The organism is Blautia sp. DFI.6.71 (genome assembly GCF_020593585.1).
GTDB classification, from domain to species: Bacteria; Bacillota; Clostridia; order Lachnospirales; family Lachnospiraceae; genus Blautia_A; species Blautia_A wexlerae.
The window spans coordinates 1-13,348 of record NZ_JAJDMJ010000013.1 but is presented as its reverse complement, the minus strand read 5'-3'; the positions used below and the strand labels follow the sequence as shown (position 1 = coordinate 13,348).

The following is a 13,348-nucleotide window of genomic DNA, read 5'->3' as shown; positions in this document are numbered from 1 at the left end:
ATTCAATTAAACTTATCACTCAGCCTGACAGTTCTTCTGACGATTATTCATTTTTAGTCTGCTATATACTGATTGCATTCAAACACTTGCAATCCATATAAGATTTCACTGATTCAGTCAGAATCTCACTCCACATCAAATTTCTCCAGACTTTCCAGTCTTGCTCTGTATTTGGAGTCATAGGCATCTGTAAACGAAGCCTCTTTCTTCATTTTTTCGAGAGCCGCTGCTGCTTTTTTAACTGTCTGGATAGTACCGGCACCTGCTACACAGCCGCCCGGACATGCCATTCCTTCCAGCAGATATCCATTATATTTACCAATCTTGGCCATCTGGAGCATCTTCTTACAGTTCTGCAGACCTTCTGCATTCATTACCTTTACTTCCCGATCAGGATCAATACGCTTCACCGCATGGACAACCGCTTCTGCCACACCACCGCTGACTGCGAAACCTCTTCCGTCAGCACTGGCACGAAACAGTGGTTCTCCTTCCGGAATATCTTTCCAGTCCACGCCTTTGGCATCAAACATTCCTGCCACTTCCTCAAAGGTCAGCACAAAATCCACATAGCTGCGGATACTCTTACGGCTGGCTTCCAGCTTCTTGGCTGCACAGGGACCTACGAAAACTATCTTACAATTCGGTTCCTTCTGCTTGATCAGTCTGGCAGTAAGAACCATAGGTGTCAGTGCCATGGAGATACATTTCGCCTGTTCCGGGAATAATTTCTTAGCCATCATAGACCAGGACGGACAACAGGATGTAGCCATAAACGGAAGTTTCTCAGGAACTTCCTCCAAAAAGTCCTTTGCCTCCTCCACTGTGCACAGATCTGCACCGACGGCAACCTCTCTTACATCTGTAAAGCCAAGTGCCTGAAATGCACCCCGTATCTTATTATTCTCCATACCTGGGAACTGACCTGCAATGGCAGGCGCCACGATTGCATACACCGGTGTTTCACTTTTTAATGCCATAACAGTCTGGAAAATCTGTCCTTTGTCTACAATAGCGCTGAACGGACAACTCACCAGACACTGGCCGCAGGATACACATTTGTCCTGGTCAATCTCTGCTCTTCCGTATTCGTCAGAACCAATGGCATTCATGCCGCAGGCCTTTGAACAGGGACGTTCCTGTTTGATGATTGCATTATACGGACAGGCTTCCAGACACTTTCCGCATTTGATGCAGGCATCTTCATCAATATGTGATCTGCCGCCTTCCATATGTACTGCTTTCTTTGGACAGACCTCCACACAGGGATGCTCCAGACAGCCCTGACAGCCCTCTGTAATCATTACCCTTTTCTCAGGGCAGGAATTACAGGCAAACTTGATCACATTGATAAGCGGCGGTTCATAATACTTTTCCTCAATAACGCTGGCCTCCACACCTTTGGAGATTGGCGCATGCTCTGTAACCTTTCTCAGTGACATCCCCATTGCAACGCGAAGTCTCTCACCAACTACCGCTCTTTCCAGAAAAATACTGTCACGATAAGTCGCAATTTCACCGGGTACAATCTTGTAGGGAAGCTCTTCCAGCATCTCCGGAGACTGGCCTTCATATGCCATCCTCGCAATTTCCGTAAAAATTTTGTGTCTGATTTCTGTTTTGGATGAATACAGTCCTCTCATTCTTTCCTCCTGATTTTGGATTTTGATAACTGTCCAGTCATTGGGCAATTATCATTTACATTTTTGGCTCTGCTGCAAAACAGCCACCCATTATTTCCTCCTGCCAGGTTTTCAGCTTTTATATAAAAAAACGAATTTCCGCTCTATTCCGTTTCTTCCTCTGCAATCATATCACCAAACTCCATCGAACTCAATACAGCATCACAATTTCATAAACTGAAAAATCATCCCCAGATTCCACTCCTCTGTTCCTCCAGATGATCCAGAATATAATTATAAATATCTACAGACACACTGTCCGGATAGTGGGTTCCGTCTACGGTGGAAAATCCCTCAGATACCAGATGGGAATATACGTCTATGTAGGTAACCCCACTCAGATTTGCCTGCATTGCCGCATTGAAGCTTTCAATCTCCGCATTACTGCAATAGGGATCATTCTGCACCGGACCTACAGACACAAAATAAGTCTGCGCTCCCCTGTTTCCCCATTCGGCAGCTTTGGAATTAATATAGCTGATGTAGTCATTAACATGATACAAGTCATTAACACCCATCAGAATAATAACCGCTGTATTGTCCTCAATCTGATCTTCTACCTGAGGCACTCCTGTAGATACCATCCAGTCATATCCCATAGAAGAAAGACAGGACCAAATGCTGTCATCATTTACCGCATCCCTCAATCCCTCTGTTCTGGAATCTCCGATAAATACCAGTTTATCTGCGGAGATAGTATCCGGATGATCTGGCTTGCTTAAAGTTCCCTGATCTGCCGGATTCTGTTTATCTGTCTCAGCTTCCTGCTCTGGTGTTGGAGTAGATGCAGGTATTGGTGTTGCTTCAGGTTTTTGTGTTAGTGCCGATTTAGATTTCGGTGTTGATTTGGACTTTGATGTTGACGCAGACTTTGACTTTGCTGTTGATTTCGGTTTTTCTGTCGGTGTAACTGTCAGAGTTTTCGGTGCTGGCGGACCTGCCGCTTCTGTCCCATGGACATTTGAAAACATACAGACAGCTACAATACATGCAGTTAATACAATTTGTCCGGTTCTATATTTTTTCGTAAATATCATTCCCTTCTGCAGTAATACTTACATCCCAGGCAGCATATCCGGCCATGAGAGGATTTCTCCGGAAATAATTTCCTCGTAATCTCCCTCAATATCCTGGCTTCTGCCTGCTTCGAACACGTTTGTCTCCGCTCCCCAGACACGATCTTCATATTCCCATATATGGAATCTCAGACCGCGAAACATAAAGTCGATGCTTCCGCATCCGTTTTCCTCTGTATATTCATAATGAATTTTCTTTGTTTTTAACGCTTCCTGTACTTTTTCCAAACGCATAAAATACCTCCTGATTATCTGTACAGTACCCTCTGTAATATAATACAGATAACTTTCACTGTAAAAAAATGTTCTCGTGTACACCCATCAAAAGTCAAACAGATATTCGCAATCCGCTTCACTACACAGCTCTACATATGCTCTTAATCCTGACGCCATTATACAAAATGAATTATATCATACTCTGCTACATAATATGTAATCTGAATGCCACTTCACAATTGCCGTTACTGTTCACTCCGTTTACAGTAACTTAGCCAAAATTCATTTCAGATTGCCTGTGGCAATGGAATTTTGGCTTGTATGTCTCGGGATTTTGGCATATTCATGCCAAAACACCTCGCGGGATAATGGTGTGTGAACAGTAACCAATTGCCCATTCTACATTCTGATCGATATTCACTCATCTTTATTTCTGTCTTTTCTTCGTTGGTATCGCCAGGATGATTATCGTAGCAATTACAAACAAAGTTCCAAGCATCATCTCTTTTTTTGGTTTTGTTTACTTTCATTGTTCGTTTGCATATTTCTGTTATCTTTCCTGTCTGTATTATTATGGATTCTGAATATTTGAGAATAAGTATAATCCGCTGTAACGACACTTGTCAAGAAAACAAAATACCGCAGAGACTTTCTTTGTCTCTGCGGCGATTTATAGCCCTGTTATAATCAGATATAATTTCCATCTTGTACACTCTGCACTGTAAATGCAGATTTCTTTTTCACGAAATCAATCGCATCTTTCACAGTAATTCCGTCAATCTGCCAGTTCGCATAGAAACCATCCAGAGTCTTTAATGTCTCGTCTTTTGCTGTATTTTCATCAAGAACAAGAAGTACGATCAGACCTGCTGCCTTAAGATGGCGGACAGTTTCTGCATAGTTTTCACTCGCTGCCGGATGATACAGATAGGTATGTTTTCCAAGTACAGTCAGTCCCTTTTCTACCTGCTCTGCAAAATCAAGAGTGATTCCTTCTTTACCGATCGGGAATTCCACTACTACCGGTGTCTGACCTTTCAGTCCTGCACGAACCTGCTCGTCCACTTTTCCGATCTGGGATCTATCCTGAGAAACAAAGGTTTTTCTCACAACACCGCAGGCAGAAGTCATATTTGTGACACGATCTATCAGAATCAGCTCACCCAGTGTTCTGTGCCTGTCAAATTCGTCTACAACGATCTTCTCTGAGAATTCCAGAGTACAGGAAGCAATCTCATTTTTCTTTAAGATATATGCGCTTTTCTTTTCACCTGTATTAACATCCACAGAATAATTGATCTTTGTAACCAGGCCGGGGATCATCTTTGTACCGATTTTTACAAAGAAGTTCTTGCCATCCGTAAGAGCATTGTCATCCATCCAGAGGATATCTGCTTCCACAGAGTCTGTAAGAACTGCGCCGGAATCAATGGCAAGTACACATCCGCGGGAAACATCTACTTCTCTGTCAAGCTGGATGGTAACAGGCTGTCCCTGTACAGCTTCCTGAACTTCTTTATCGCCAACAAGAATACTCTTTACATGAGCTTCTTCTTTACTGGGAAGAGTAGTCACAAGGTCGCCTGCCCTGATGGCACCATTCTCAATCTGTCCCTGGAATCCGCGAAACTCATGGTTTGGTCTGCAGACTCTCTGTACAGGCATATAGAAGCCCTTCTCTGTATCTTCCTTAATGTCTACGGTTTCCAGATGGGAAAGAAGCGCCTCACCTTTATACCATGGCATGTTGTCAGATTTGGTTGTAACGTTGTCACCTTCTGTGGCAGATACCGGAATAATAGTTACATTGGCAAGTTTCAGTTCTTCTATCAGTGCTGCGATCTGATTCTCAATGTCGCGGAAACGTTTTTCATCATATTCAATAAGATCCATTTTGTTTACTGCAAATACAAAGTAACGGATTCCCATCAATGCGCAGATTCTTGCATGACGTCTTGTCTGTACCAGTACTCCCTGTGAAGCATCCACCAGGATAACTGCCAGATCTGCAAAGGACGCACCCACTGCCATGTTTCTTGTATATTCTTCATGTCCGGGTGTATCTGCAACAATGAAGCTTCTGTTATCTGTTGTAAAATAACGGTATGCAACATCAATGGTGATTCCCTGCTCACGCTCTGCCATAAGACCGTCCAGAAGAAGCGAATAATCAATGGCACCGCCTCTGCTTCCTACTTTGGAATCCAGCTCCAGGGCTTTCTCCTGATCTGCATAGAGAAGCTTTGCATCATAAAGAATATGTCCGATCAGAGTGGATTTTCCATCATCTACACTTCCGCATGTAATAAATTTCAATAATCCTTTCATTCTAGAAATACCCCTCTCTCTTTCTTCTCTCCATGCTGCCTGCTGCCTCGTGGTCGATCACCCTGCTGGTACGTTCAGAAGAAACAGCACTTAACGTCTCATCAATAATCTCATCCAGAGTATCTGCTTCAGATTCAATACCTCCAGTAAGCGGATAGCACCCAAGAGTACGGAATCTGACTTTTTTGTTTTCAATCTTTTCACCCGGACGGAGTTTTAATCTGTCATCATCCACCATAATGATATTTCCGTCTCTGTAGATGACCGGTCTTTCTTTCGCAAAATATAACGGTACAATTTCGATATTTTCACGCTGAATGTACTGCCAGATATCCTTTTCTGTCCAGTTGGAAATTGGAAATACTCGCATACTCTCGCCCTTCTGGATCTTAGTGTTATAAAGCTTCCACATCTCCGGTCTCTGGTTTTTCGGATCCCATGCCTGAGCTGAATTACGGAAAGAGAAGATTCTTTCTTTTGCTCTGGATTTCTCCTCATCACGACGGCCGCCTCCAAATGCCGCTGTAAATCCATATTTGGTCAGAGCCTGTTTTAACGCCTGTGTTTTCATGATATCTGTATATGCAGAACCATTGTCAAATGGATTGATTCCTGCCTTTACACCCTCTTCATTGGTGTAAACCAGCATATCAATTCCGTTTTCCTTTGCGATTCTGTCGCGGAATTCGATCATCTCATGGAATTTCCATGTAGTATCAATGTGAAGGAACGGGAATGGAGGTTTCTCCGGGTAAAATGCCTTCATCGCCAGATGGAGCATAACGGAGCTGTCCTTTCCTATAGAATAGAGCATAACCGGCTTTTCACACTCGGCTGCTACTTCTCGCATAATATAAATCGCCTCTGCCTCAAGCGCATCAAGATGAGATAAGTTACTCATTGCATTATCCTCCTCTGTTTGTTTATACTCGGAATCTTTTCGTACTTGAGCAAATACACTAGAGCGTGTCTGAAAAATCATTCCCGCAATCTGCACGCCCCACTTTGCGGTATATTTTGTCCGAATTCGGTTGTCGTAGCCCGCTACGACGCCCTCATCCGAACAAAATCTCCCACAAATTGTGACGCACATCTTGCGTAAAGCATTTTTCAAACACACTCTAAAGATTCTGAGAGTACATACTTGTGTTTAATATTTATTAGCGTCTTTCTTATTAACCTGAATAGTGATCTTAGTGCCATCCGGCTTCTCCACTGTCCATGTGGAAATATCCGGTTTCTCTGATACAACCATACTTGCACCTCTGCCTCCCACATCAGCTCCAAGGAAAAAGCGGATGGCATCATGCCTGCATTCCTTAATACAGGAAGTACATCCCCAGCAGTCTCTTACCTGACGGATAAAGGCTTTGTTCTCTTTATCCTTTTTGATCAGATTTCCGGGACAGGCTTCAATACATCTGCCACATCCTGTACATTTACTTTTTTGAATCCGAATGCTCATCTCTCACCTGCTCCTTTCTCTGCTGTATTCAAACCTGTATTTTCCTTTGTGATCAGGTCACGATATAAGATCTTAATCTCGCCGTTTTCCATACGGGAGTTTACATATTTCATCCACTCTTCGCTCTGCTGCGGGTAGTCTGTATTCTCTCCGAAACTATGCCATCTGGTTTCCTTTCTGGCTGCCAGATGTGCGATCACTGCCTGACACACGATCAGTCGTTCGCGAAGTTCATAAATCTGCATCAGTTCATAAGTATCTGTTGCTGCCAGAGTGTCAACTACTGGCAACAATGCTGCAATCTTTTCATCTGCCTTTGCAAGACTCATCCCGCTGTATCTGTAGTCTGTACCGATTCCTCCTGCATACTGATCCATGATCTTCTGCATGGCTTCCTCAAGCTGCTCTGCATTCATCAAAGAACGGGAAGCATTCAAATGTGATTCGTATTCTGCCTTCTTAGCTATTGTAGTTTGAGACAGCTCCTGTTCTCCGCCACTCTCTAAAGCCCCTTCCTTATTTTCCGCTGCGATCCGGTCATCATCTTTGCCATTCAGATATTCCAAAATCGCCTCTGCTGCGATCTCACCTTCTGCCAGTGCGCCGGTTACATATTTCTGCGGACATCCTCCTGCTACGTCTCCGGCTGCATATAAACCTTCAATAGTTGTAGCTCTGTTATTATCTACCCAGTAACCGCTGGCTGTATGTCCGCCTACAATATATGGCTCTGTGCCCTCAATCTCTACATTCTCTTCGGATGGTCCTTTTCCGGCTTCCATCCATTTCAGAGTCTGGGACGGTGCCATATTCAGGTAAGCTTTGTAAAGGTCCTGCTCCTGTTCTTTGGAAATACCTTCCGTTCTGAGATAACATGGACCGTTTCCTTCTCTGTTCTCCATGACTGTACCGTAAACTCGCTGGGAAGTTGTCAGACCATATTTTGTTTCATAAATATCACCATGTGCATTGACCTGTCTGGCCCCAACGCCCTGAGCAATAGTTCCTGTAGGAGCAATCGTGTCCTTACATCTCAATGCAATGAAACGCATCTCAAAGGTTGTCATCTCTGCACCGGAAAGAAGTCCCATTGCATATCCTGCACCTGTGTTAAACGGAGAATACCACATCTTATGTCTGGAAAATCCCGGATTATTCGGTCTGTAAAGTCCCGCTGCACCACCTGTGGCACAAAGAACTGCTTTCGCATCAATGTCATAGAAAATATCCTCATTAACGCTAAATCCAACTGCGCCTGTGACTTTTTTGTTTTCTGTTTTATAATCTGTAATATTTACATGATTGAGAACCGTAACATTCTCCTGTTCAGCTGCCGCCTTTGCAAGGATTGGCTTCATATTTTCGCCATTGATCTTGATGTTTCGGTTTCCTCTGGCAACATATTTTCCGTTTTCGTCCTTCAGGATGACCAGCCCCAGATCTTCCATCACCTTTGTCACATGATTCAGTCTCTCTGACATGGTAAGAAGAAGGTCTTCTCTTACGATTCCATGGGCATCCTTTTTGGCATAATCCACATAATCCTGCGGCACTCTGCCTTCTGTAATATATGCGTTCAATGCATTCACGCCCGCCGCCAGACATCCGCTTCGCTTAATATTCGCTTTCTCTGCGATCAGAACTTTTCTGCCGCTTTTTTGGCCAATCACATAGGCTGCAAAGCATCCTGCCGTACCGCCGCCGATGATCAGCACATCTGTCCTGATTCTCTCTGTTCTCATTCTCTCTTACCCTTTCCTCCATACCAGTGTGCCAACAAGTTGATTTTCCGATCAGTCTTGCCTCTGAATTTCTTATTTCTTCATTGTCGTCAGTCGCCGCAGCCACCGTTGTCAGATAATTACAAAGTCATCCCTTACAGCCTCATTTTCGATCAGCTGTACACTGTCACCTCTCAGTGCAAAAATCCTGTAAAGGAATACATTCACAGTCTCACCTTCCCGGATATCTGTTTTCTCCAGGCTTCTTCTGGCAGTTACTACGGAATTGTTGACTCTCACCTGAAGTTCCAGATTATCTCCCCTGAAAGAAACCTGTTCAACCACTCCCCGGGATACGGAAGTTTTGAACTTCTCCACCTCATCCAGTTTGGAGATTTTTACAAATTCCGGGCGGACAATAATCTTGTCTGCTCCTTCTGCCTGAGCAAAGGTATGGAAATCATCCGCATTTTTCAACACAGATGGCTGTCCGAAGAAGGACGCTGTAAAAGCTGTCTCAGGATTTCTGTAAACCCCTATGGGAGTTCCTTTCTGTTCGATCCGTCCTGCATTAGTGATAATAATCTCATCTGCTACTTCAATGGCCTCATCCTGATCATGAGTAACGAAAATACTGGTAATTCCCAGCTTTCCGATCATCTCTTTTAACCAGCTTCGCAGTTCCTGACGGATTTTTGCATCAATGGCTGCAAAGGGCTCATCCAGAAGCAGCACCTGGGGATTTGGAGCAAGGGCTCTGGCAAATGCCACCCTTTGCCTCTGGCCGCCAGATAACTGGCTTGGATATCTTTTTTCCAGTCCTTCCAGCCCCACCAGTTTGATCAGCTCTCTGACTCTGGCATCAATTTTCTTCTTATCAGCCTTCTGAACCTTCAAACCAAATGCAACGTTGTCATAAACTGTCATATAGCGAAACAACGCATAATTCTGAAATACAAATCCAATCCCACGCTGACTGGACGGAACATCATTTACCACTTTTCCATCAATAATGACCTCTCCGCTGTCCGGGGTTTCCAGGCCTGCGATCATTCGAAGAATAGTTGTTTTTCCGCTTCCGCTTGGTCCCAGCAGACCAATCAGTTTACCTTTCTCAATTCCGAAATTCACATTCCTTGATGCCTGGTAAGAACCATATGTCTTATTGATATTTTTTAACTCTACATACATATCAGGCTTCCTTCTTTCCTTTATATTCAATCAGGCTTCTGACTACCAGAATGATAACTGCCATGATCACAAGCAGCGAAGATACGGCAAACGCCGGAACATACTGAAACTCATTAAACAAAATCTCTACATGAAGAGGAAGTGTATTGGTCTTTCCTCTTAAATGTCCGGAAAGTACAGATACCGCTCCAAACTCTCCCATTGCTCTTGCCGTACAGAGCACAACTCCATACAGTAATGCCCATTTGATATGAGGGAATGTGATCTTCCAGAAAATGGTCCATCCACCTGCTCCCATCAGGGCTGCCGCTTCCTCCTCATCGCTTCCTTCTGCTTCCAGAACCGGAATCAGTTCTCTGGAAATAAAAGGAAAGGTTACAAATACAGTTGCAATAATGATTCCCGGTACAGAGAATACAACTTTCATCCCTAACTTCATGAGAAAAAAGTAAACAGGACTCTGTCGTCCGAAAATCAGAAGAAAGATCAAACCTGCAATAACAGGGGAAATAGTAACCGGAAGATCGATCAGGGTAGTGAGAAGCTTTTTACCCCTGAACTGAAACTTCGTCAGTGCCCAGGCTGCAAAAACACCAAAAACAGTGTTAAAAACAACTGCAAAGAGTGTTGCCTTCACTGTAAGAAGAAGTGCTTTGATGGTGTACTCATCTGTCACTGCAGCTGCATAGACCTTCCATCCGCTCCGCAATGCTTCTGTGATCACAGTGATCAGAGGAAGAAGGAGCATGACTGCCAGAAACAGAACACTGATCCCGACAAGCAGACATTTTGTAATTTTCTCCGAAGTCTTTTCATTGTTGTCCATCAGGCATTTCCTCCTCTTAAAATTCTTGCATTTCTCTGCTGTATCATACTGTTAAGGAACAGAATAAAAAATGAAACTGCCAACATCACAAGTGCGATTGCCGTTGCACTTGAATAATCAAATTCCTGAAGCTCTGACATAATAACCAGCGGTGTGATTTCTGTATAATAGGGTTTATTTCCTGCGATAAATACAACACTTCCATATTCACCCAGACATCTTCCGAACGCAAGTCCGGTTCCCGCAAAGATCGCGGGCTTCAGTTCCGGAAAAATGACCTTCCAGAAGATAGTTGTTTTCTTTGCTCCCAGCACTCCTGCTGCCTCGCTGTAAGAATTATCCATCTTTTCCAGAACCGGCTGTACACTTCGCACAACGAACGGTATTCCTACAAATATCATAGCCACTGTAATACCTATTCTTGTGTATGCGATCTTGATACCGAATCCTGCAAAAAAGCTGCCGACAATTCCTGAATCTGAGGTCAGGGATGTCAGTGCAATACCTGCTACCGCTGTGGGAAGAGCAAAGGGAAGTTCGATCACCCCATCCATAAGTCTCTTGCCCGGAAAATCATATTTCACAAGCACCCACGCAAGAATAGTTCCCATAATTCCATTTATTACTGCTGCTGCAAAAGCACATACAAAACTGGTATAAAAGGATGCCAGCACTCTGGCCCTTGTGATGGTTTCGATAAAATCTTTAAAACTCAGCTTCGCTGTGTAGACCACCAGGCTTGCCAGGGGGATCAGAACTACCAGACTCAATATGGAAATGGTAATTCCCATGGAGAGCCCAAACCCTGGAATCACCGGTTTATTTCTTTTTTTCATAATCAATTACCACCTCTCCTGCCTCATATATTCTGTCTGTGCTTATGCTCTTGCTTCATCTTGTCTTCCTTTATCTCTCATAAATCTGATCGAAGATTCCGCCATCTGTGAAATATTTCTCCTGCACTTTATCCCATCCGCCATAATCACTGATATTTGCCAGATTTATATTCAGATCAAACGTATCACTGTGCTTCTTCAGGATTTTCTCATTAGTGGGGCGGAAATAATTCTCTGCTGCGATCTCCTGTGCTTTGTCGGAATACAGATAATTCAAATACTCAGTTGCCACATCTCTTGTATCTCTGTAATCCACCACTTCATCTACCACCGCCACAGAAGGCTGTGCCAGAATACTTACGCTTGGAGTAACAATCTTATACTCATCCGGATAATCCCGCATGGATAGATAAGCTTCATTTTCCCACGCAACCAGCACATCTCCTTGTCCGTTCTCCACGAAAGAGGTCGTTGCACCTCTTGCGCCTGAGTCAAGAACCACCACATTCCGGTAAAGTTTCTTAATAAATTCCTTCATCTGCGCTTCATCGCCACCATACTTTTTATCTGCGTAAGCCCACGCTGCCATGTAGTTCCATCTGGCACCGCCGGAGGTTTTCGGATTTGGTGTTACTACTCCCACTCCTTTTTTCGTCAGATCGTCCCAGTCTTTGATATCCCTGGGATTTCCTTTCTTCACCAGAAATACGATAGTGGATGTATAAGGAGAACTGTCATTGTCAAATTTATCTTTCCATCCTGCCTTGATCAGCCCTGCGTTTTCAATAGACTCAATATCATATTCCAGTGCCAGGGTTACCACATCTGCATCCAGACCATTGGCTACCTCAAGTGCCTGTTTCCCTGAACCACCATGGGACTGTATCACTTCCACATCATCCCCGGTCTTCTCCTTCCAGTGGTCTTCAAATATTTTATTATACTGTTCAAACATCTCTCTGGTAGGATCATAGGAAACATTAGTGATAGACACCGTTTTTCCAAAAGCCTGTACCGGCATCAGTGCCAGTACAACTGCAAGACCAAAGGCAAATAATTTTCTGATCATGTTTCATCTCCTTTAAGGTACCAGTAGTTTTTTGCATTCTCTACTTTTCATAGTTATTCGATATGTTTTATATGATATTACAAGAAATGACAGAATTTGTCAATAGTGTATTAAAATAAGTACAATTTATGTTGTGTAGATAAGAACACAAAAAAAGCAGCATCCTGAAATACAGAATGCTGCAGTCAAAATTACATATTTTTTATTCGGCAGAAGCTGCTGCCTTTTCTTTCTCCGGAAAAAGCTTTCCGAAAATAAATCTTACGAATGGTCCGGCATAAAAGATCTGCCAGAAGAATGCCATCGGAAAGTTCATTGCTGTTGTCTGGAGCCATGTGGGAATGATCTGACTTGCCGATGCATGTTTGATCAGCACAGTTGCCGCAAAGCTCATACATGGACACATAAATGCAACGGATACTGCTGAGATTGCAAGTACAAGGTGGAACGGATTATCTCTTCTCATATCCACAACACCAAATGCAATCTTCTTTGCAAGACCACCGATGATAAAGAAATCAAGAATAAATGCAATCGGTCCCATGAATGTTAATTCATGAAAAGCTAACAGAAATGTCTCATTTGTCATTGTCCCTGTGTTCAGTACAATGTTGTAGCAGATCATGGCATAAACCATTACAAACACCATGATAATCGTAAAAATAACTTCCTGAAACTTGTTTTTAGGCATAAAAATCCTCCTTAGATAGTATGAATAACATCAATTAGAGATTTGTGTTGTTCATAACCATCCAGGAGGATGTACCGTTTCCAATAATACCAAATATCTGTTTCTTAAATTTACCGTTGGTTATTATACGGACTGTTTTAAAAAAAGTCAAGGATTTTTTCAGTACCTGCAGTGTGAATCAGGGAACAAAGGTTACTGTTCACACACCACTGTCCCGCGAGGTGTTTTGGCATGAATATGCCAAAAT

Annotated in this window: 12 protein-coding genes and 2 pseudogenes; 1 reads left to right on the top strand and 13 read right to left on the bottom strand. The window is 43.3% G+C overall.

Annotation, left to right across the window (positions count from 1 at the left end):
* Positions 1 to 125: 125 nt before the first annotated feature.
* The 5 genes from LJE12_RS07695 to cysD all read right to left on the bottom strand — a co-directional run bounded on the left by LJE12_RS07695 (position 126) and on the right by cysD (position 6,203).
* Complete coding sequence (locus LJE12_RS07695; protein WP_055053925.1) at positions 126 to 1,643, bottom strand: 4Fe-4S dicluster domain-containing protein; 1,518 nt, start codon at positions 1,641 to 1,643, stop codon at positions 126 to 128.
* Positions 1,644 to 1,867: 224 nt separating this feature from the next.
* Positions 1,868 to 2,719, bottom strand: coding sequence for an SGNH/GDSL hydrolase family protein (locus LJE12_RS07690; protein ID WP_118566383.1), 852 nt, complete (start codon positions 2,717 to 2,719; stop codon positions 1,868 to 1,870).
* Between the two features lie 18 nt (positions 2,720 to 2,737).
* Positions 2,738 to 2,992 carry a hypothetical protein gene (locus LJE12_RS07685; RefSeq protein ID WP_008705184.1) on the bottom strand — a complete coding sequence of 85 codons (255 nt, stop codon included), beginning with the start codon at positions 2,990 to 2,992 and terminating at the stop codon, positions 2,738 to 2,740.
* Positions 2,993 to 3,661: 669 nt separating this feature from the next.
* The gene (locus LJE12_RS07680) at positions 3,662 to 5,302 is read right to left on the bottom strand and encodes a sulfate adenylyltransferase subunit 1 (RefSeq protein WP_070100657.1); all 1,641 of its coding nucleotides are present in this window, start codon (positions 5,300 to 5,302) and stop codon (positions 3,662 to 3,664) included.
* 1 nt (position 5,303) lies between these two features.
* A complete protein-coding gene (cysD, locus tag LJE12_RS07675) occupies positions 5,304 to 6,203 on the bottom strand; it encodes a sulfate adenylyltransferase subunit CysD (protein ID WP_026649863.1) in 900 nt (299 codons plus the stop codon).
* An 18-nt stretch (positions 6,204 to 6,221) separates the two neighbouring features.
* Between cysD and LJE12_RS20575 the strand changes: the two are divergent.
* Positions 6,222 to 6,341: pseudogene (locus tag LJE12_RS20575) on the top strand (DUF6783 domain-containing protein); the annotation flags it as partial.
* On the opposite strand, the pseudogene LJE12_RS20570 reads toward LJE12_RS20575, so the two are convergent.
* The 8 genes and pseudogenes from LJE12_RS20570 to LJE12_RS07640 all read right to left on the bottom strand — a co-directional run.
* Positions 6,309 to 6,395 (bottom strand): annotated as a pseudogene (locus LJE12_RS20570) (DUF6783 domain-containing protein); the annotation flags it as partial. The pseudogenes LJE12_RS20575 and LJE12_RS20570 sit on opposite strands and share 33 nt — an antisense overlap.
* A 57-nt stretch (positions 6,396 to 6,452) precedes the next feature.
* Positions 6,453 to 6,767, bottom strand: a complete 315-nt coding sequence (locus LJE12_RS07670; protein ID WP_055059734.1) for a 4Fe-4S dicluster domain-containing protein — start codon at positions 6,765 to 6,767, stop codon at positions 6,453 to 6,455.
* On the bottom strand, positions 6,764 to 8,509 hold the full coding sequence (locus LJE12_RS07665) for an adenylyl-sulfate reductase subunit alpha (RefSeq protein ID WP_173720717.1): 1,746 nt from the start codon (positions 8,507 to 8,509) through the stop codon (positions 6,764 to 6,766). Before LJE12_RS07665 ends, LJE12_RS07670 begins: the two co-directional genes overlap by 4 nt.
* A gap of 111 nt (positions 8,510 to 8,620) precedes the next feature.
* A complete protein-coding gene (locus tag LJE12_RS07660; RefSeq protein WP_195383121.1) occupies positions 8,621 to 9,679 on the bottom strand; it encodes a sulfate/molybdate ABC transporter ATP-binding protein in 1,059 nt (352 codons plus the stop codon).
* A 1-nt stretch (position 9,680) separates the two neighbouring features.
* The gene (gene cysW / locus LJE12_RS07655; protein ID WP_025580838.1) at positions 9,681 to 10,505 is read right to left on the bottom strand and encodes a sulfate ABC transporter permease subunit CysW; all 825 of its coding nucleotides are present in this window, start codon (positions 10,503 to 10,505) and stop codon (positions 9,681 to 9,683) included.
* Positions 10,505 to 11,341 carry a sulfate ABC transporter permease subunit CysT gene (gene cysT, locus LJE12_RS07650; protein WP_227219147.1) on the bottom strand — a complete coding sequence of 279 codons (837 nt, stop codon included), beginning with the start codon at positions 11,339 to 11,341 and terminating at the stop codon, positions 10,505 to 10,507. Before cysT ends, cysW begins: the two co-directional genes overlap by 1 nt.
* 70 nt (positions 11,342 to 11,411) lie before the next feature.
* Positions 11,412 to 12,410 carry a sulfate ABC transporter substrate-binding protein gene (locus LJE12_RS07645; protein ID WP_227226565.1) on the bottom strand — a complete coding sequence of 333 codons (999 nt, stop codon included), beginning with the start codon at positions 12,408 to 12,410 and terminating at the stop codon, positions 11,412 to 11,414.
* Positions 12,411 to 12,612: 202 nt separating this feature from the next.
* Positions 12,613 to 13,101: a DUF2798 domain-containing protein gene (locus LJE12_RS07640; RefSeq protein WP_227226566.1), complete on the bottom strand. Its 489-nt coding sequence runs from the start codon at positions 13,099 to 13,101 to the stop codon at positions 12,613 to 12,615.
* Between the last annotated feature and the right edge of the window lie 247 nt (positions 13,102 to 13,348).